This is a genomic window from Nocardia sp. NPDC101769 (genome assembly GCF_044766925.1).
Taxonomy (GTDB): domain Bacteria; phylum Actinomycetota; class Actinomycetes; order Mycobacteriales; family Mycobacteriaceae; genus Nocardia.
The window spans coordinates 79,655-95,833 of the sequence record NZ_JBIWMX010000019.1 but is presented as its reverse complement, the minus strand read 5'-3'; the positions used below and the strand labels follow the sequence as shown (position 1 = coordinate 95,833).

General features: G+C 68.1%; 14 protein-coding genes and 1 riboswitch. Of the genes, 9 read left to right on the top strand and 5 right to left on the bottom strand.

The genetic code is table 11. The features are described 5' to 3' along the window. Positions 1-42: 42 nt before the first annotated feature. Entirely contained in the window at positions 43-579 is a 537-nt protein-coding gene (locus ACIRRA_RS27160) for a YceI family protein (RefSeq protein WP_364619874.1), read from the top strand. A gap of 87 nt (positions 580-666) precedes the next feature. Here the strand turns inward: ACIRRA_RS27160 and ACIRRA_RS27155 are convergent, their stop codons facing one another. The 3 genes from ACIRRA_RS27155 to ACIRRA_RS27145 form a co-directional block, all read right to left on the bottom strand. Further along, positions 667-1,764: a CaiB/BaiF CoA transferase family protein gene (locus ACIRRA_RS27155; protein WP_402773539.1), complete on the bottom strand. Its 1,098-nt coding sequence runs from the start codon at positions 1,762-1,764 to the stop codon at positions 667-669. Between the two features lie 109 nt (positions 1,765-1,873). Then, positions 1,874-2,746, bottom strand: coding sequence for an amidohydrolase family protein (locus ACIRRA_RS27150; protein ID WP_402773537.1), 873 nt, complete (start codon positions 2,744-2,746; stop codon positions 1,874-1,876). Positions 2,747-2,837: 91 nt separating this feature from the next. Further along, on the bottom strand, positions 2,838-4,229 hold the full coding sequence (locus tag ACIRRA_RS27145) for an FAD-dependent oxidoreductase (protein ID WP_402773534.1): 1,392 nt from the start codon (positions 4,227-4,229) through the stop codon (positions 2,838-2,840). 287 nt (positions 4,230-4,516) lie between these two features. Between ACIRRA_RS27145 and ACIRRA_RS27140 the strand changes: the two genes are divergently transcribed. The 5 genes from ACIRRA_RS27140 (at position 4,517) to ACIRRA_RS27120 (ending at position 8,053) form a co-directional block, all read left to right on the top strand. Continuing rightward, the gene (locus ACIRRA_RS27140) at positions 4,517-4,963 is read left to right on the top strand and encodes a hypothetical protein (protein ID WP_402773531.1); all 447 of its coding nucleotides are present in this window, start codon (positions 4,517-4,519) and stop codon (positions 4,961-4,963) included. Between the two features lie 62 nt (positions 4,964-5,025). Beyond that, a riboswitch (SAM riboswitch) is annotated at positions 5,026-5,141 on the top strand. A 14-nt stretch (positions 5,142-5,155) separates the two neighbouring features. Beyond that, positions 5,156-5,578 (top strand): rhodanese-like domain-containing protein, encoded by a 423-nt coding sequence (locus ACIRRA_RS27135; protein WP_357004953.1) that lies wholly within the window; start codon positions 5,156-5,158, stop codon positions 5,576-5,578. 34 nt (positions 5,579-5,612) lie between these two features. Then, entirely contained in the window at positions 5,613-6,827 is a 1,215-nt protein-coding gene (locus ACIRRA_RS27130; RefSeq protein WP_402773528.1) for an O-succinylhomoserine sulfhydrylase, read from the top strand. Positions 6,828-6,953: 126 nt separating this feature from the next. Next, entirely contained in the window at positions 6,954-7,595 is a 642-nt protein-coding gene (locus ACIRRA_RS27125; RefSeq protein WP_402773525.1) for a type 1 glutamine amidotransferase family protein, read from the top strand. Further along, positions 7,592-8,053: a MarR family winged helix-turn-helix transcriptional regulator gene (locus ACIRRA_RS27120; RefSeq protein ID WP_402773523.1), complete on the top strand. Its 462-nt coding sequence runs from the start codon at positions 7,592-7,594 to the stop codon at positions 8,051-8,053. The genes ACIRRA_RS27125 and ACIRRA_RS27120 overlap by 4 nt, the downstream gene beginning before the upstream one ends. Before the next feature lies 1 nt (position 8,054). Here ACIRRA_RS27120 and ACIRRA_RS27115 read toward each other — a convergent pair whose 3' ends face one another. Then, positions 8,055-8,813, bottom strand: a complete 759-nt coding sequence (locus tag ACIRRA_RS27115) for an HAD-IIA family hydrolase (protein ID WP_402773692.1) — start codon at positions 8,811-8,813, stop codon at positions 8,055-8,057. 298 nt (positions 8,814-9,111) lie between these two features. On the opposite strand from ACIRRA_RS27115, the gene fgd reads away from it, so the two are divergent. From fgd to ACIRRA_RS27100, 3 genes are all read left to right on the top strand, one after another. Beyond that, entirely contained in the window at positions 9,112-10,119 is a 1,008-nt protein-coding gene (gene fgd, locus ACIRRA_RS27110; RefSeq protein WP_402773520.1) for a glucose-6-phosphate dehydrogenase (coenzyme-F420), read from the top strand. 135 nt (positions 10,120-10,254) lie between these two features. Then, on the top strand, positions 10,255-12,333 hold the full coding sequence (gene pta, locus ACIRRA_RS27105) for a phosphate acetyltransferase (RefSeq protein ID WP_402773517.1): 2,079 nt from the start codon (positions 10,255-10,257) through the stop codon (positions 12,331-12,333). Then, a complete protein-coding gene (locus ACIRRA_RS27100; protein WP_402773515.1) occupies positions 12,333-13,529 on the top strand; it encodes an acetate kinase in 1,197 nt (398 codons plus the stop codon). The genes pta and ACIRRA_RS27100 overlap by 1 nt, the downstream gene beginning before the upstream one ends. 233 nt (positions 13,530-13,762) lie before the next feature. On the opposite strand, the gene ACIRRA_RS27095 is transcribed toward ACIRRA_RS27100, so the two are convergent. Continuing rightward, positions 13,763-16,138 (bottom strand): tetratricopeptide repeat protein, encoded by a 2,376-nt coding sequence (locus ACIRRA_RS27095; RefSeq protein ID WP_402773690.1) that lies wholly within the window; start codon positions 16,136-16,138, stop codon positions 13,763-13,765. Between the last annotated feature and the right edge of the window lie 41 nt (positions 16,139-16,179).

Below are 16,179 nucleotides of genomic sequence, written 5' to 3'. Positions count from 1 at the left end.
CGGTGTGGATAAACGGACCGGAGTCCACTTAGTCTGGTCGACATGACGACTTCCGAGCAGACCACCCTCGCCCCCGGCTCCTGGACCCTGGACGCCGCCCACTCCTCGGTCAACTTCACCGTGAAGCACCTGGGCATCTCCAAGGTCCGCGGCCGCTTCAACCGCTTCGAGACCGGCTTCGTGGTCAACGAGGCCGGCGAGGCCGCCATCGAGGCCACCATCTACTTCGACTCCTTCGACACCGGCAACGAGATGCGCGACGGCCACGTCCGCAGCGCCGACATCCTCGATGTCGCCAACCGCCCGCACCTGACCTTCCGCGTCCCCGAGCCCGTCGCCCTGAGCGAGGAGTTCGAGGTCACCGGTGAGGCCACCATCGGCGGTATCACCAAGCCCGTCACCCTCGAGGTCGAGTGGGGCGGCGTGCAGGTCTTCCCGCAGGACAACAAGGAGCACGCCGGCTTCACCGCCTCCGGCACCATCAAGCGCAGCGAGTTCGACGTCGCCCCGGGCATGCCCAACGCCATGCTGAGCGACAAGATCGCCATCGAGCTCGACATCCAGCTCGTCGCCCCGTAATTCCGGGAGCTACCCGCCGCATCGGAAAAGTCAACGCCCCCTGTGGAATTCGTCTTCCACCGGGGGCGTTCGGCCGTGCGCGGAAGGTCAGTCCGCCCAGACCTTTTCGATCGGGGTGCCCTCGTTCGGCGGCGGGGTCGGGATGCCCGCCGGCGTGCGCGAGAAGCGCGGGGCCGGGGCGTGCTGCACGACGCCGTCGATGTCGATCAGGCCGGTGCGGGCCTGGATGTGCGGATTCTGTTCGGCCTCGGTGAAAGTCAGGACCGGGGTGGTGCAGGCGTCGGTGTGCTCGAAGATCGCCCACCACTCGTCGCGGGTCTTGGTCTTGAACCTCTCGGTGAACAGCTTGCGCAGCTGGTCCTGGCCGTTGGGGTCGAGCTGGTTGGGCAGGCCCTCGGGCGAGATCTCCAGGCCCTGCAGCAGTTCCGCGTAGAACTGGGGCTCGATACAGCCCACGGCCATGTACTTGCCGTCGGAGGTCTCGTAGGTGTCGTAGAAGGCCATGCCGGTGTCGAGCAGGTTGGTGCCGCGCTCATCGGACCACAGGCCCACGCCCTTCATGCCCCAGATCATGTGGGAGAGGGCGAGTGCGCCATCGATCATGGCGGCGTCGATGACCTGGCCCTTGCCGGAGTTCTGGCGCTCCACCAGCGCGGCCAGGATGCCGAAGACCAGGAACATGGAACCGCCACCGAAGTCGCCGACCATGTTCAGCGGCGGCACGGGGCGTTCGCCCTTGCGGCCGATGGCATTCAGCACACCGGTGAGCGAGATGTAGTTGATGTCGTGTCCGGCGCGGTCGGCCATCGGGCCGTACTGGCCCCAGCCGGTCATGCGGCCGTAGATCAGGCGCGGATTGCGTTCCAGCGCCGCGTCGGGGCCCAGTCCCATGCGTTCGGTGACGCCGGGCCGGAAGCCCTCGAGTAGCACGTCGGCCTTCTCGATGAGCCCGAGCACCCGCTCGATGTCGGCGGGATCCTTCAGGTTCGCCTCGACGATGGTGCGCCCGCGCCACTGCGGACGCTCCATGAAGCCGGGCAGCATGCCGGGCCGCTGCACCCGCACCACGTCGGCGCCGAGGTCGGCGAGCAGCAGTGCCGCGTGCGGACCGGGGCCGATGCCGGCCAGTTCAACAACCCGGATGCCCGCGAGCGGGCCCTGCTTGGCGGTGGATGGAGTGCTCACGCCCTACCTCGGTTCGTCGTCGAATCCTGCGCACCGGCTCACACGCCGGTGTTGACGGTATGACAATAACGCGAAGTCTCCGCGGCTCTGCGCGGGTGGCCCCACTGCGCTAGCGATCGATGATCGGCAGCGGCAGGGTATCCGGGGGCGGGGGTCCGGGGAGCTCCGAGCGCGGCAGGCGCAGGGTGGGCGGTTCGCCCGCGGCTCGGCGCATGGTCGGGTTCGGGTCCTCGAAGAGGCGTTCCTTGGCGGCCAGCCCGTAGAACGCGCGGGCATTGTCTTCGAGCACCCGGTGCAGATCGGAGCCCACGGCATCGGCGATCAGCACGATATCCGCGTCGCGGAACGGCCGTCCGGCCCGGGTGCCCGGCAGGTCGGTGCCGAACATGAGGGCCTCGGGGTTGACGGTGTGGATCTTGCGCAGGGCCGAGCCCACATTCATCGCCACCCGCCCGAAGCCGGAGGCCTTCACCTTGGCCCCGCGGTCGACCAGGTTGAGCAGGTAGGGCAGGCAGTCGTCGGACATACCCAGGTGGTCGATGGACAGCTTGGGCAGCTTGGTGATGACCGGTTCCAGCGAGCCCAGCATGGACCCGTCGATGTAGAGCTCCACATGCCAGCCGGCCAGTTCGTAGGCCCGCAGCGCCAGCATGGTGAGCCCGACGATATCGCCGCCCGCGCGCTTGAGGTTGAACCGGATGGCCCGCACCCCGGCCCGGTTCAGCTCGAGGATCTCCGCGTCGGTGGCGTCCACGTGCAGATTGGTGACGCCGACCCAGCCCTCGCCGAGTTCGGCGAGGGCGGCCAGTAGATAGCTCTGATCGGTGCCCTGGAACGACCCGCTGACCACGGCGCCACCGTCGATATCGAAGCGGGACATGCGCTTGCGATAAGCGGCGATGGTGTACGGGTCGGGCAGGTAGCCCTCGTTCTCGACCAGCGGGAACCGCGGATCGAAGATGTGGAGATGGGCATCGAACACGTGATCAGCATGCCTCAGAACGGTGACATGTGTGGACAACCTTGTCCGGCAGGCGGATTGGCGCTGGTCAGGACATCTTGCCCGGAGCCGGTCAGGAAACCTTGTCGGGTTCGGAGGCGGCGAGCATCTCGTCGCGCTCGACGACCTTGACCCGCTCGCGGCCCTGCGGCTCGCCCAGGGCGCGCTCGTGCGCGTCGAGGCGGTACCAGCCGGCCCAGGTGGTGAACGGGATGCCCTTGCCCTCGAGGAACTCGGTGACCGCTTCCAGCTCCGGCTTCGCGGCCGGGGTGAAGTTCGCGGCGTCGTCGAGCAGGCAGGCGATGGTCTCGTTGGCGTCGCCCTTGGTGTGGCCGATGAGGCCGACCGGGCCGCGCTTGATCCAGCCGGTCACATAGGTAGCGGGCATGTAGCGAGCCGCGCCGTCGGCATCCTCGTCGACGAGCACGCGACCGGCCTCGTTGGGCACGGTGCCGGCCTGGTCGTCGAAGGGCAGCAGCGGGATGTTCTGCGACAGGTAGCCGACCGCGCGGTACACGGCCTGGATGTCCCAGTCCTTGAATTCGCCGGTGCCCTTGCAGTTTCCGGTGCCGTCCAGCTGGGTGCGCTCGGTGCGCAGGCCCACGACCTTGCCGTCCGTGCCGAGGATCTCGGACGGGTTCTCGAAGAAGTGCAGGAACAGCTTGTGCGGGCGGTCGCCGACGTCGCGGATGGCCCACTGCTCCAACGTATTGCAGATCATGTCGACCTGCTTGGAGTGGCGGCGCGCGGCCTCGGAGCCCTCGTCGTAGTCGATGTCCTCGGGGTCGACGATGACCTCGATGGTCGGGGAGTGGTCGAGTTCGCGCAGTTCGAGCGGGGTGAACTTGGCCTGCGCGGGTCCGCGGCGGCCGAAGACGTGGACCTCGAGGGCCTTGTTGTCCTGCAGCCCCTCGTAGACGTTCGGCGGGATCTCGGTGGGCAGCAGTTCGTCGCCGGTCTTGGCGAGTACGCGGGCCACGTCGAGGGCGACGTTGCCGACACCGAGGACGGCGACCTTCTCCGCGTCCAGCGGCCAGCTGCGCGGCACGTCCGGGTGGCCGTCGTACCAGGACACGAAGTCGGCGGCGCCGTAGGAGCCGTCGAGGTCGATGCCGGGCACCTCGAGGGCGCGGTCGGCGTTGGCGCCGGTGGAGAAGATGACCGCGTCGTAGAACTGACGCAGGTCCTCGAGGGTGATGTCGACGCCGTAGTCGATATTGCCGAGCAGGCGGACCTGCGGCTTGTCGAGGACCTTGTGCAGGGCGGTGATGATGCCCTTGATGCGCGGGTGGTCGGGCGCGACGCCGTAGCGGATGAGGCCGAAGGGCGCGGGCATGCGTTCGTAGAGGTCGATGCTCACCTCGGCATCGGACTTCATCAAGGCATCGGCGGCGTAAATACCGGCCGGGCCCGCGCCCACGATCGCAATGCGTAGCGGGCGGGTCGCTGCACTCTGTTCGGTCATTCTTCGGCGCACCCTTTGGGTCGAAACTAACTTGTCGTCAAAACTCAGCCGTCGTTCTTAGCTTAGGCTAAGTTGACGCCCTGGCTTCGGTGGCCGCCGTTGGCCCCCGACGCTGCAGCGTTGCTGCGTAGTCTTGCTATTCCCGCGCCTGGGGCGGAAATTCTGCTGATTCTATCGATGGCGCACGGGGCCCTTCGCGCGCAGGGCCGTGAACTGTGGGAACGCCGAGGCCCTGACTATGGGAATGCCGTGGCAGGCGGACGGCGGCGACCAGGCATGATCTACCCATGAGCGACGCCGAGGAGACAGTCGAGGAGACATCGGTTCCGATCGACCAGGACGAGGCCCGGAGCATGTGGCCGTTCCTGGTCGCGGCGGGCGTCATCGCGATCGTGATCCTGGGCATCGTGATCGCGACGCTGGTCTCGCCGGTTGAGAAGAATGTCACAGATTCCGATCGGCTCTCGGTGGCGGCGGGCAACTTCATCAAGTCCCGTAGCGAGACCGGCAAGTACGATCCGACCCTGTCCTGCAAGGGATTCGACGAGAACGCCTCGCCGCTGAAGATCGCCGCCGCGACCGGGAGGACCATCACGTTCGACAAGCTCTCCGACCCGGCCGTCGACGGCGAGAAGGCCACGGCGCAGGTCACTTTCACCGTCTCCGGCGCTCAATCCACCTCGACCTGGCGCTTCACCCGGGAGAATTCCCGCTGGTTGGTCTGCAATTCGTGACAACGGCCGAAGTCTCGGCCGGGGTTTGACAGTGGGGCCGTTTTTTCGGCAGTCTCGACTCAGGTCATGAGTACCAGCGTCAAGCCCCGGCTGGCTGGTCGGCAACCCTCCTCCGCGGTGGGGTGCTCCGGGTGACGACCTGGCCTCGCATCGGACAGCGGTGCGGCAAGTGCGGATTCACAGGAGGTACAAGTGAGCTACGCGGGTGACATCACGCCGAAGCAGGCGTGGGAACTGTTGCGCGACAACCCCGATGCGGTGCTGGTGGACGTGCGCACCGAGGCCGAGTGGCGGTTCGTCGGGGTGCCCGACACCAGCGGCATCGGCCGGCCGACCGCGCTGATCGAGTGGGTGGACGTCTCCGGCACGCCCAATACCCGCTTCACCGACCAGCTGAAGCAGGCGCTCGGCGATCGCGGCCAGGACTCGGCCGCTCCGGTCATCTTCATCTGCCGCTCCGGCCAGCGCTCCATCGGCGCGGCCACCGCCGCCACCACCCTCGGCATCGCCCCGTCCTTCAATGTGGTCGACGGCTTCGAGGGTGCGCTCGACGGTCAGGGGCATCGCGGCGGCACCGGCTGGCGCGCCGACGGCCTGCCCTGGCGTCAGTCATGAGTTTCGTGTCCGGCCGGATCGCAGGGAGGCAGTCATGATCACCGGTGGTTCCTTCGACAAACCGCTCCCCGAGGGCGTCGGCCCCGCCACGCAGGCCGTGCGCGGCGGCACCCGGCGCTCCGGCTTCGACGAGACCTCCGAGGCGCTGTTCCTCAATTCGGGTTTCGTCTACGAGAGCGCCGAGGCGGCCGAGGCGTCCTTCACCGGCGATATCGAGCACTTCGTCTACTCCCGCTACGGCAACCCGACGGTCGCCATGTTCGAGGAGCGGCTGCGCCTGATCGACGGCGCGGAAGCCTGTTTCGCGACCGCCTCCGGCATGTCCGCGGTCTTCACCGCCCTGGGCGCGCTGCTCTCGGCGGGTGACCGACTGGTGGCGGCGCGCAGCCTGTTCGGCTCCTGCTTCGTGGTGGCCAACGAGATCCTGCCGCGCTGGGGCGTGGAGACCGTCTTCGTCGACGGCGAGGACCTGGACCAGTGGGAGCAGGCGCTGTCGGTGCCGACCCGGGCCGTCTTCTTCGAGACCCCCTCCAACCCCATGCAGACCCTCACCGATGTGCGCGCGGTCTCCGATCTCGCGCACGCGGCGGGCGCGAAGGTGGTGCTGGACAACGTCTTCGCCACCCCGCTGCTGCAGCGCGGCTTCGACCTGGGCGCGGACATCACCGTGTACTCGGGCACCAAGCACATCGACGGCCAGGGCCGGGTACTCGGCGGCGCGATCCTCGGACCGCGGGACTACATCGACGGCCCGGTGAAGAACCTGATGCGTCACACCGGTCCGGCGCTGAGCCCCTTCAATGCGTGGACCCTGCTCAAGGGCCTGGAGACCATGCCACTGCGCCTGCGCCAGTCGGTGGACTCCGCGCTGAAGATCGCCGGGTTCCTGGAGACCCATCCCGCGGTGGCTTGGGTGAAGTACCCGTTCCTGTCCTCGCACCCGCAGTACGAGCTGGCCAAGCGTCAGATGTCCGGCGGCGGCACGGTGATCACCTTCGAGCTGAAGGCCCAGGAGAACGAGGCCAAGAAGCGGGCTTTCGAGGTGCTCAACCGGCTGCGCATCGTCGACATCTCCAACAACCTCGGCGATGCGAAGACGCTGATCACCCATCCGGCCACCACCACCCACCGGGCGATGGGACCGGAAGGCCGTGCGGCCGTGGGGATTACCGATGGCGTGCTCCGCATCTCCATCGGGCTCGAGGATGTGGAGGACCTCCTCGATGATCTGGACCAGGCGCTGAGCTGATCCGACGAGTATTCGAGAGGGCCGGAACCCACTGGGTTCCGGCCCTTTTCGTGTTCAGGGGTCGACGGGGGAGGCCGCTGAGAATCATGTTTGACAGCATGCTGTCAAACATGACAGCATGCTGTCATGATGAAAACAGTCCACATGGCCGTGTACGACAGCTTCTCGGACTGGGAGGCCGGGCATGCGATCGCGCACATCAATCGCGAACTCTGGCACCGCGAGCCGGGAACCTGGCAGGTGAAGACGGTCGCCCTCGGCGCCGAGCCGATCACGTCGATGGGCGGCATGCGGGTCCTGCCCGATCTCGTTCTCGATGATCTGAAGCCCGCCGACAGCGCCATGCTGATCCTGCCGGGACTCGAAACCGGGCAGCGTCCCGAGGTGCTGACGGCCTTCGCGAGCAGGGCCCGGGAGTTTCTGGCCGCCGGGGTGCCGGTGGCGGCGATCTGCGGCGCGACCTTCGGGCTGGCGCAGGAGGGGCTGCTCGACGATCGGTCGCACACCAGCAATGACGCGGGATATCTTGCCTACTCCGGATATTCGGGCGGCGAGCACTACGTTCAGGCGACCGCCGTCACCGACGGTGACCTGATCACCGCGACCGGCACCCGACCGGTCGATTTCGCCCGTGAGATCTTCGCGCGCCTCGGCATCTACGAGCCGCAGGTGCTGGAGTCCTGGTACCAGCTGTACGGAAACAATGATCCCGCAGGCTTCTACGCTTTGTTCGAGTACGAGCAGCAGCGCGCGGCGGCCGCGCGATGACGCGCACCGCGCAGCAGCTGTTCGGGGCCGCGGCCGTCACGTCGTTCAAGCTGAACGGCCAATTCCTCTCGATCGCAGAGGAATTGGCCAAACCGTCCGGGATCACGGTCGCGTGGTGGCAGGTGCTCGGCGCGATTCTGCACGAACCGCTTCCGGTGGCCGGTATCGCCCGCGAAATGGGTATCACCCGCCAGAGTGTGCAGCGCATCGCGGATGTGCTGGCGGACAAGGGATTCGTGGAATACCGCCCCAATCCGGCGCACCGGCGCGCGAAGCTGGTGGCCATTACCGAGGCGGGTCACGACGCGGTGCGGCGGATCGACCCGCAGCACGCGGCCATGGCGAAACGGCTTGTCGCGCATCTGGGTATCGAGCAGCTCGCCCACATCGTGGACGCGCTGACGACCCTGTCGGCCGCCCTCGACGCGCTCGAGGGCGACGCGACGGGCGTGGCCTGACTTACAGCGCGAACGGGTCCTTGGTCTTGCCGACCAGGGCGGCCACCGAGGGCAGGATGGTGGTCGGGCGGTACGGGAACTGCTCGACCAGGGCCGGGGTGGAGATGCCGGTGGTGACCAGGATGGTCCGCATGCCCGCCTCCAGGCCCGCGATGACGTCGGTGTCCATCCGGTCGCCGATCATGACGGTGGACTGCGAGTGCGCGCCGAGGCGGCGCAGCGCCGAGCGCATCATCAGCGGGTTGGGCTTGCCCACGTAGTACGGCTTCTTGCCGGTGGCCTGCGTGATGAGGGCCGCGACCGAGCCGGTGGCCGGGAGGATGCCCTCGCGGGAGGGTCCGGTGGCGTCGGGGTTGGTGGCGATGAAGCGGGCACCCGCGGCGATGAGCCGGATGGCGGTGGTGATGGCTTCGAAAGAGTAGGTGCGGGTTTCGCCGAGCACCACGTAGTCCGGGTCGGAATCGGTAAGGACGTAACCGATTTCGTGCAGCGCGGTGGTGAGGCCGGATTCGCCGACCACGTAGGCGGTGCCGTCGGGCCGCTGGTCCTTGAGGAAGGTCGCGGTGGCCAGCGCGGAGGTCCAGATGGATTCGGCCGGAATATCGAGGCCGGTGTGCTTTAGCCGGGCCTGTAGATCGCGCGCGGTGTAGATCGAATTATTGGTGAGCACCAGGAACGGAATGTCGTTGTCGCGCAGTTCGGCGAGGAACTGATCGGCCCCGGGCACCATGTGATTCTCGTGCACGAGGACGCCGTCCATGTCGGTCAGATAGGAGAGGATCGGTTCAGCGCTCGAGTTGGTCACGCGCACATTCTCCGCTATCCCGGGACCGAACGCTCATATATTCCTGCTCTGGATACCCGTCCGACCGGTTTCATGCCCGGAATACCGTCCGCCTACCCGGGGTTCGATCCCTTGGGTGTGACCCCTGCCGCACCGCGTTTCACCGCTGACCTATCGTGCGAGGTAAGACCGTTCGCGATGCCCGGTGTCGCGGCGGTCGTGCGGGAGGTTGGCCCGCACAGCTCGAGCGCAGCAAGGCGACAGGAGTGCCCAGGTGAAAGACCTCAAGCTCGGTTACAAGGCGTCCGCGGAACAGTTCGGCCCGCGCGAACTGGTGGAGCTCGCGGTGGAGGCGGAGGCGCACGGCCTCGACAGTGCCACCGTCTCCGACCATTTCCAGCCGTGGCGGCACAATGGCGGGCATGCCCCGTTCTCGCTGGCCTTCCTGGCCGCGGTGGGCGAGCGCACCAAGCGCATTCAGCTCGGCACCTCGGTGCTGACCCCGACCTTCCGCTACAACCCTGCGGTCATCGCGCAGGCCTTCGCCACCATGGGCTGCCTGTACCCGGATCGCATCATGCTCGGCGTCGGCTCGGGTGAGGCGTTGAACGAGATCGCCACCGGCTTCCAGGGCGAATGGCCGGAGTTCAAAGAACGTTTCGCGCGGCTGCGCGAGTCGGTGGACCTGATGCGCGCGCTGTGGACGGGCGAGCGGGTGGACTTCGACGGCCAGTACTACAAGACCGTCGGCGCCTCGATCTACGACGTGCCCAAGGGCGGCATCCCGGTCTACATCGCCGCGGGCGGCCCGCTGGTGGCCCGGTATGCCGGCCGCGCCGGTGACGGTTTCATCTGCACCTCCGGCAAGGGCATGGATCTCTACACCGAGAAGCTGATGCCCGCCGTCGCGGAGGGCGCCGCCAAGGCCGGCCGCTCCGTCGACGACATCGACCGCATGATCGAGATCAAGATCTCCTATGACACCGATCCCGTTCTGGCACTGGAGAACACTCGCTTCTGGGCCCCGCTCTCGCTGACCGCGGAGCAGAAGCACTCCATCACCGATCCCATCGAGATGGAGGCGGCCGCCGACGCGCTGCCGATCGAGCAGATCGCCAAGCGCTGGATCGTGGCCAGCGATCCGGATCAGGCGGTCGAGCAGATCAAGCCGTATGTGGACGCGGGCCTGAACCACCTGGTCTTCCACGCGCCCGGTCATGATCAGCGCCGGTTCCTGGATCTGTTCCAGCGCGATCTGGCGCCCCGCCTGCGCGCCCTCTGAGTCGGTTCACGCCACACCAGATCGAGTGGCGGCCGGGGACGGGCGACCCTTGCGGAAGTCCGTCCCCGACTGTTCGCGGCCGGGTAACCGGGTAGGCGCGGAAATCAGCCCATAACGGTCGGTAGGCTTTCGCCCATGGCTGCCACACCGGTTTCCAGTGTGTACATCGCGTCCCCCGAGGGCGACACCGGCAAGTCGACGGTGGCGCTCGGTGTCCTGCAGGCCCTCGCGGCGACCACGCCGCGAGTGGGCGTGTTCCGGCCCATCACCAGGTCCGCGATCGGGCGCGACTACATTCTCGAGCTGCTGCTCGAGCACTCCACCTCCGATGTCGACTACGACCAGGCCATCGGCGTCACCTACGAACAGGTGCACGAGGATCCGGACGCGGCGATCAGCGAGATCGTTATGCGGTACCACGCGGTCGCCAAGCAGTGCGACGCCGTGCTCATCGTCGGCTCGGACTACACCGATGTCGCCAGCCCCAGCGAACTGCGCTACAACGCCCGCATCGCGGTGAACCTCGGCGCGCCCGTACTGCTGGTGGTGCGCGGAATGGGCCGCACCCCTGAGGAATTGGGCCAGCTGGTGGAGCTGTGCCGCGCCGAGCTGGCGGCCGAGCACGCCAAGCTGGTAGCGGTGATCGCCAACCGGTGCGAGCCCGGGCAGCTGGAAGCCGACGCCGCAGCCCTGAAGCAGGCCTGCGCCGTGCCGTCCTGGGCGTTGCCCGAGGTGCCGCTGCTGCAGGCGCCCACCATGGAGGAGCTGCGCGAGGCCATCGGCGGCGAACTCTACAGCGGCGACCCGGAACTCATGCAGCGCGAGGCGCTCGAGGTCATCGTCGGCGGCATGACCGCCGAGCACATTCTGGAACGTCTCACCGACGGCGCCGCCGTCATCACCCCCGGAGACCGCTCCGACGTGCTGCTCGCGCTGGTGAACGCCCATGAGGCGGAGGGCTTTCCGTCGCTGGCCGGCATCATCATGAACGGCGGCATGCTGCCCGAGCCGTCCATCGCGCGGCTGATGGCGGGCCTCAAACCCAAACTGCCCATCCTCGCCACCGACCTCGGCACCTTCGAGACCGCCAAGGCCACCGCGCTCACCCGCGGCCGCGTCTCGCTGTCCAGCATCCGTAAGGTGGACACCGCGCTGGCTCTCATGGAGCAGCGGGTCGATCCGCGGGAACTGCTGCGGCAGATCGAGATTCCCATCCCGAACATCGTCACCCCGCAGATGTTCGAGTACCAGCTCATCGACCGCGCCCGCAACGACCGCAAGCGCATCGTGCTGCCCGAGGGCGACGACGACCGCATTCTGCGCGCGGCCGGCCGGGTGCTGCAGCGCAAGATCGCCGACCTCACCATCCTCGGCGACGAGGCGTCGGTGCGGGGCCGCGCCGCCGAGCTCGGCGTGGACATCGAGGCCGCCGAGGTGCTCGATCCCAAGACCTGCCCGCTGCGTGACGAATTCGCGGAAGAGTACACCCGCCTGCGTGCCCACAGGGGCATGACGGTGGACCGCGCCCGCGAATTCATGAGCGACATCTCGTATTTCGGCACCATGATGGTGCACATGGGCGTCGCCGACGGCATGGTGTCGGGCGCGGCGCACACCACCGCGCACACCATCCGCCCGTCCTTCGAGATCATCAAGACCGAGCCGGGCGTGTCCACGGTGTCCAGCGTCTTCCTCATGTGCCTGGCCGACCGGGTGCTGGTGTACGGCGACTGCGCCGTGGTGCCGGATCCGACCTCCGACCAGCTGGCCGATATCGCCATCTCCTCCGCCCGCACCGCCGTCCAGTTCGGCATCGACCCGCGCGTGGCCATGCTCTCCTACTCCACGGGCGAGTCGGGCTCCGGCGTGGACGTCGACAAGGTGCGCGCCGCCACCAAGCTGGTGCACGAGCGGGCGCCGGAACTGCTGGTGGAGGGGCCGATTCAATACGACGCCGCGATCGAGCCCACGGTGGCCAAGACCAAGCTGCCGAATTCCGAAGTGGCGGGCCAGGCGACGGTCTTCATCTTCCCGGACCTCAATACCGGCAACAACACCTACAAGGCGGTGCAGCGCAGCGCCGGGGCCGTCGCCATCGGCCCGGTGCTGCAGGGTTTGCGCAAGCCGGTCAATGATCTGTCGCGGGGCGCGCTGGTCGCGGACATCGTGAACACTGTCGCGATCACCGCGATTCAGGCTCAGCAGGAGGCGTGATGAAGGTTCTGGTGATCAATTCCGGATCCTCGTCCATCAAATATCAGCTGCTCGATCCGGCAACCACCGATGTGTGCGCGCACGGTGTGGTGCAGCGCATCGGCGAGGCGGTCGAGTCGAACGCGGTGACCGTCGAACACACCTCGGGCGAGAAGACTCTCGAGTATCAGGGCCCCATCGCCGATCATGCGCAGGGCCTGCGCGTGGCGTTCGATCTGTTCAGCGCGAGCGGCCAGGATCTGGCGCACGCGGATCTGGCCGCGGTCGGGCACCGGGTGGTGCACGGCGGTGAGGTCTTCTACCAGCCGACGCTCATCACCGACGCGGTGGTGCAGGCCATCGTCGACCTGTCCTCCCTTGCGCCGCTGCACAATCCGCCCAATGTCATCGGTATCGAATCGGCTCGCGCGCTGCTGCCGGACGTGCCGCAGGTCGCGGTGTTCGACACCGCCTTCTTCCACAATCTGCCCGCCGCGGCGAAGACCTACGCCATCGATGCGGAAATCGCTGCGGCGCACGGCGTTCGCAAGTACGGTTTCCACGGCACCTCGCACGATTACGTGTCCGGCCAGGTCGCGGCCTTCCTCGGGAAGGACCGAACCGAGCTCAACCAGGTCGTGCTGCACCTCGGCAACGGTGCGTCGGCCTCGGCCATTCGGGCCGGGCAGGCGGTGGACACCTCCATGGGCCTGACCCCGCTGGAGGGCCTGGTCATGGGAACCCGGTCCGGGGACCTGGATCCGGGGATCATCTTCCACCTCATCCGCACGGCGGACATGGATGTGAACGATGTGGACGCCCTGCTCAACCGGAACTCCGGCATCAAGGGCATCTCCGGCGTCAATGACTTCCGGGAGCTCGGCCGCCTCATCGAAACCGGCCATCCGACCGCGAAATTGGCGTTCGACGTCTACATCCACCGGCTGCGCCGCTACATCGGCGCGTACCTGATCGAGCTGGGGAAGGTGGACGCCATCACCTTCACCGCCGGTGTCGGTGAGAACGACGCCAAGGTGCGTGCCGAGTCGATGGCGGGATTGGAGCGGTACGGGATTCGTATCGACGCCGACCGGAACACCGCGAAAGACCGTACGGCCCGGCGCATCTCGACCGACGACTCGGACGTGTCGGTGCTGGTGGTCCCGACCAACGAGGAACTCGCCATCGCCCGCGCCGCCGCCGATCTGGTCGGCTGAATGCCACGGCACCCGAGGGCGATAACGCCACGGCACCATCGGGGTGATTCGGACTTCACGAAAACATCATGATGGGCCTGGCATGGTGGTCACCGGATCCGGTTCCCCCGGTCCACCGGAACCCGTGTCGCACCACGCACAGCCGTGGTAGGGGCCGCAATTCCCTCGCCGGTCCCGTGGTTCGCAGACTGCCTCTGTGACCGCCGCGGGCGACACGGGATTCTTCCGGTTCCTCAGAACCAGGACTTGGCACGCACCGCGTTGGCCAGATCCACCAGCGCGTACCGGTGGGTGCGTTCGGGTGCGGAGCGGGCCAGGCCGCGCAGGCCGGTCTCGATGCCGCGCCGCAGATCCCGCTCGGTGAACGGTGACCCGAACAGCGTGGAGCTGACCGATTTCGGGTGCTTCCCGGCCTGCACCCAGCCCAGCGCGATCCCGAGGGTGAGAATTCGCAGCTGGGCCGCGCGTCCCTCGCCGGGCGGCAGATCCTGCACCCGCGCCGCCGCCACCTGTAGCGTCGACTCGTCCAGTTCCGCGGCGGGCGCGCAGGTCAGCAGCATGAGAATGGCCGTCATCCGCGCCTCCGCGTAATGCCGTGAGGCGGGCGGCACCTGATCCAGCGCGTGTACCGCGGCGGTGATGTTCCCGGCCGCGGCCAGCTGGCGGGCCAGGCCGAAGGCCGCGCTCACCACGCCCCGATCGGTGCGCCACACGGTGGCGTAGTAGTTCTCGGCGTAGGACCGCCACTCCTCGGGATCGGGCGAATCCCAGTGCTGGAGAATGAGTTCCGCGGTGGCGGCGAGCGCCAGCTTGGGTGCGATCTCGCCGGGCAGTGCCTCCAGCACGGCGTCGAAGCGGGCGAAAGCGCGCTCGTACTCCAGTTCCAGCAGTTCGGTCAGGCCCAGGTACCAGTCGATGCGCCAGTCCGGGGCCGGCGGCAGCGGCTCGTCGGTGAGCCGGGCCAGCAGCATGCGGGCGGCCGCGGGCTCGTCGAGGTCCAGGTGGGCGCGGGCCTCGGCCAGCGTCACCTCCAGTTCGAAGGTCTCCGGCGCGCCGCCGGGTTCGGCCGCCGCGCGCTGGCGGGCGTGCCGCAGCTCGTCGAGGGCGTGGCGGGGTTCGGGATGCGCGGCCCCGGCCAGCAGCGGCGCGGACGGGTCGCCCGGATCGATGATGGGCACCGGCAGCGCCGCCACCACGTTGCCGGGCTGCAGCAGGGTGTCGCGAGCGATGCCATCGATGATGCCGTCGGTCTGCGCGATCAGCTCGCCGGTGCCGAAACTGGTGCGCGGCGGGCTGAACAGCGTGGACAGCTGCGGATGCTCGTTGCCGGTCTCGACTGCCAGGATCTCCCGCAGCACGCCGGTGAGCTGGGTGGCCAGCAGGCGTGCGGAGGGGAAGCGGCGCTCCGGGTCCGGATGGGTGGCGCGCAGTAGCAGCCGGTGGAGGAACGGGTGCCGAGCCAGCACCGGCTGCTCCTTCGGATCCGGGATGCCGTCGACGTAGGCGCCGCGCTCCATCGGCAGGTGCAGGGTGAGCACGGCCAGCGTGCGGCCCACGGTGTAGATGTCGGTGGCCACCGTCGGCCCGGTGTGCGCGATCTCGGGCGCCTGGAATCCCCTGGTGCCGTACAGGTTTCCGTACGCTTCGAACTGGGTGACCGCGCCCAGATCGATGAGCTCCACCCGGTCGGTGGTGATCATGATGTTGTCGGGCTTGAGATCGTTGTAGGCCAGCCCCACCGAATGCAGATAGTCCAGGGCGGGAAGGATTTCCAGCAGGTACGCGATGGCCTCGGCGACCGGCATGCGGTCGGGCGCATGGTGATCGAGCAGATCGCGCAGCGAACGCCCGCCCACGTACTCCATGACGATGTAGCCGATCGGCGTCCCGTCCGGCCCCGGGTGCTCCACGAAGTTGTGAATCTTCACGATGCTCGGGTGCACGACCTCGGCCAGGAACTGCCGCTCCGCCAGCGCGACCGCCTGCGCCTCGGCGTCACCGGCGTGCAACAGGCCCTTGAGCACCACCCAGCGGTCGCTCACATTGCGGTCGATGGCCAGGTAGATCCAGCCCAATCCGCCGTGTGCGATACAGCCCTGGATCTCGTACTGGCCCGCCACCCGGTCGCCGGGATACAGCGAGGGCCGGAAATCGTAAGGCGCGCCGCAGGTCTGGCAGGTGCCCGCGGTGGTGGACGCCCGGGTCGGAGTGGCCCGTCCGACCGGCTTGCCGCACCGCCAGCAGAACCTCCGCCCCTCGGCCACCACCGGATCGTCGAGCACGGCGGCTTCCGGATCCACCGGCTCCACCGCCGGGATCGGCACCAGTCCGGCCCCGAGCCGCCGCACCACGGGGCGCGGGCGGGTCATGCGGGCGGTGCGCTGGGAGGGCCGGGTCGGGGTGCGCGGCTCGCCCTCGGCGCTCGAAACACTCGGTGCCACCCGGATTTCCGGTTCCACGACGGTCGCCTGCGTGCCGGGGGATTCCGCCCGCGGCGTCGGCTCGGTGCGCTGGGCGGGCCGGGTGCCCGCGTCGTCATCGCTGTCGCCGGCCGGTTCGTGCCGCGTGGTCAGCTCGGTCCGGGCGGGCCAGTACGGTCCCACGGTCATCTCGGTGCGCGCGACCGCCTGCGTACCCTCGGGCTGATCCG

Excerpts from the sequence above, each read along its gene's own strand:
- ACIRRA_RS27160 (WP_364619874.1), top strand. The coding sequence starts at position 43 with ATGACGACTTCCGAGCAGACCACCCTCGCCCCCGGCTCCTGGACCCTG.
- ACIRRA_RS27145 (WP_402773534.1), bottom strand. The coding sequence starts at position 4,229 with ATGACCGAACAGAGTGCAGCGACCCGCCCGCTACGCATTGCGATCGTG.
- ACIRRA_RS27140 (WP_402773531.1), top strand. The coding sequence starts at position 4,517 with ATGAGCGACGCCGAGGAGACAGTCGAGGAGACATCGGTTCCGATCGAC.
- ACIRRA_RS27130 (WP_402773528.1), top strand. The coding sequence starts at position 5,613 with ATGATCACCGGTGGTTCCTTCGACAAACCGCTCCCCGAGGGCGTCGGC.
- ACIRRA_RS27125 (WP_402773525.1), top strand. The coding sequence starts at position 6,954 with ATGATGAAAACAGTCCACATGGCCGTGTACGACAGCTTCTCGGACTGG.
- ACIRRA_RS27120 (WP_402773523.1), top strand. The coding sequence starts at position 7,592 with ATGACGCGCACCGCGCAGCAGCTGTTCGGGGCCGCGGCCGTCACGTCG.
- ACIRRA_RS27115 (WP_402773692.1), bottom strand. The coding sequence starts at position 8,813 with ATGGACGGCGTCCTCGTGCACGAGAATCACATGGTGCCCGGGGCCGAT.
- pta (WP_402773517.1), top strand. The coding sequence starts at position 10,255 with ATGGCTGCCACACCGGTTTCCAGTGTGTACATCGCGTCCCCCGAGGGC.
- ACIRRA_RS27100 (WP_402773515.1), top strand. The coding sequence starts at position 12,333 with ATGAAGGTTCTGGTGATCAATTCCGGATCCTCGTCCATCAAATATCAG.
- ACIRRA_RS27095 (WP_402773690.1), bottom strand. The coding sequence starts at position 16,138 with ATGACCGTGGGACCGTACTGGCCCGCCCGGACCGAGCTGACCACGCGG.